This window comes from Pseudoduganella sp. RAF53_2, from assembly GCF_052113985.1.
In the GTDB taxonomy this organism is placed as follows: domain Bacteria; phylum Pseudomonadota; class Gammaproteobacteria; order Burkholderiales; family Burkholderiaceae_D; genus Rugamonas.
Genome location: NZ_JBFRDW010000786.1, coordinates 1 through 2424 on the forward strand (window position 1 = coordinate 1; position 2424 = coordinate 2424).

The 2424-nt window shown below is 62.5% G+C and carries 1 protein-coding gene and 1 pseudogene; one reads left to right on the forward strand and one right to left on the reverse strand.

What is annotated here, in order from left to right; genetic code table 11:
- On the forward strand, positions 1 to 1414 hold a 1414-nt coding region (locus tag AB4Z11_RS29480), incomplete at its 5' end, for an alpha-1,6-glucosidase domain-containing protein (protein ID WP_442029396.1).
- A 132-nt stretch (positions 1415 to 1546) separates the two neighbouring features.
- Here AB4Z11_RS29480 and AB4Z11_RS29485 read toward each other — a convergent pair.
- A pseudogene (locus AB4Z11_RS29485) lies at positions 1547 to 2424 on the reverse strand (alpha-amylase family glycosyl hydrolase); the annotation flags it as partial.

The following is a 2424-nucleotide window of genomic DNA, read 5'->3' on the forward strand; positions in this document are numbered from 1 at the left end:
GGGCTTGGACGTGGTGTACAACCATACCTATCGCGGCGGCCAGGATGAGCGCTCCGTGCTGGACCGCATCGTGCCAGGCTACTATCACCGCCTTGATCTGAAGGGCGAGATCGAACACTCCACCTGCTGCTTCAATACCGCCACCGAGAATCGCATGATGGCGAAGCTGATGATTGATTCGGCCGAGTTGTGGACGAAGTTTTATCACATCGATTCCTTCCGCTTCGATCTGATGGGGCACCAGCCGCGTGCCGCAATGGAGGCCTTGCAGGCGCGCGTCGACAAGGCGGCCGGCCGACACATTCCTTTGATTGGCGAGGGTTGGAATTTCGGCGAAGTCGCGGACGGCGCGCGCTTTGTGCAGGCGTCGCAACTGTCACTGAACGGCAGCGGCATAGGCACGTTCAGCGATCGTGGACGCGATGCTGTGCGCGGTGGCGGTGCGGGAGATTCGGGACAGCAGATGATTTCGCAACAAGGCTATATCAATGGCCTGTCTTACGATCCGAATGCTGGCGCAGGCTTGCGCCCTATCGCAGATTTGCTGCAGGCGGCCGACATGATTCGCGTGGGCCTGGCTGGCACGTTGCGCGATTATCCGATGCAGACTTATACCRGCGAGACGCATGCGCTGAAGGACATTGCCTATGGCGGCAATCAGCCGGCGGGCTATGCGAGCCAGCCGGGCGAGGCGGTCAACTATGTAGAGAATCACGATAATCAGACGCTCTACGATATCAACGTGTTCAAGCTGCCGCTGGCCACCAGCACCGAGGATCGTGCGCGCGTGCAGATGCTGGCTGCGGCGATCAATGCGTTCAGCCAGGGCGTGGCTTATTACCACGCGGGCTTTGATATTCTGCGTTCGAAGTCCCTGGACCGGAACAGCTTTGAATCGGGCGACTGGTTCAATCGGCTGGACTGGACCTATCGCGATAATAACTTCGGCGTGGGCCTGCCGCCGGCTGCGGACAATGGCAAGGACTACGCGCTGATCAAGCCGCTGCTGGGCAATCCGGCCCTGAAGCCATCGCCTGCCGATATCGCCTTTTCTCGCGACGTGTTCCGCGATCTGCTGCGCATCCGCGCCAGCAGCACGCTGCTCCGCCTGCGCACTACGGATGATGTGAAGCAGCGCCTGCGCTTTTTCAATGTTGGTCCTTCGCAGGTGCCGACCGTTGTTGCAGCGACCATTGATGGCGCAGGCTACGACGGCGCGGGCTTCCGCTCGCTTACCTATCTGATCAATGTCGACAAGGTGGCGCGCACGGTGAATGGCGAAGCGGGCAAGGCGTATCGCCTGCATCCCGTCCAGGCCAACGGCGCCGACAAGCGCGCCCGCGAAGCCGCCTACGCCGCAGCCACCGGGCGCTTCACCATCCCCGCCCGCACCGCCGTCGTGTTCGTCGAATAAGCCACAAGCCACGCCTCTTCCGCGGCCGCGGCGCCGCCAGCGGCGCCATGCCGCCGGACGGTAGCGTTCTCGCACCAGGGCGCCCCGCCGCCGTGGCGGCTGGCCACGGCGGCGGGGGCGCGCCGGATTGCGTTAGCGGTCGGCAGCCAGCAGGATTGTGCTGGCCTGGCCGCTGGTGTGGACGGTGCCGCCTTTGACCACATAGCGGGTGCCGGAGTAGTAATCACGCACCTTTGCGCCGTCGGCGAAGACGCCGCGGACGGTGATGTCAGCGGCGGCGCCTGTCGGTACATCGAGCGCGACGACGACCTTGTCCGCGCCAAGCGTGCGCTTGAAGGTGTACGGCGCATCCGCCAGTTTCTCGTGCACGCCGGCTCCGATGGATGGATGCGCCTGACGGAACAGACCCAGCTTGCTCCAGTGCGCGCGCACATCCGCCACGCGATAGCCGTCACGCTGAACGTTCTGCGCCAGATCATCCCAGTTCATGAACGAGCGCAGCTTCGCGTCGCCAACGGCATCCGCAGCATCGAGGCGGCGTGCGGTTTCGTCGCCGTAGTAAATCTGCGCAGCACCCGGCGCCAGCAGCAGTTTGGTAGCCGTTTCAAACGGCTTCACGCGCGCGGCATCAAAAGGATTGCCGTCGTCGTGAGAGTCCATGTAGTTCAGCACCGAGTAGCCCTTCAGCGGGCCATGCAGCTGTGCCGAGTATTTGCTGAACACCGACTCATAGGATTGCTTCGCATCCCATGGCAGGCCGAAGTTGATCAGGCTATCGAACCCATTCTGATAGAAATTGACCGTCGCACCACCGCCCATGTCGAACTGCTGGCCATGGGCGATGTTGTAGTTGTAGACCTCTGCCGTCATGAAGAACTTGCCATCGCCAAGCACCTTCTTGGGATTGGCGCGCTTCCACTCATCGTGGGCAGCTTCGGCGACTTTGCGCAGCTCCTTCCACACACCGGGCTCGGTGTGCTTGACCGTATCGCCGCGGAAGCCGTCAATGC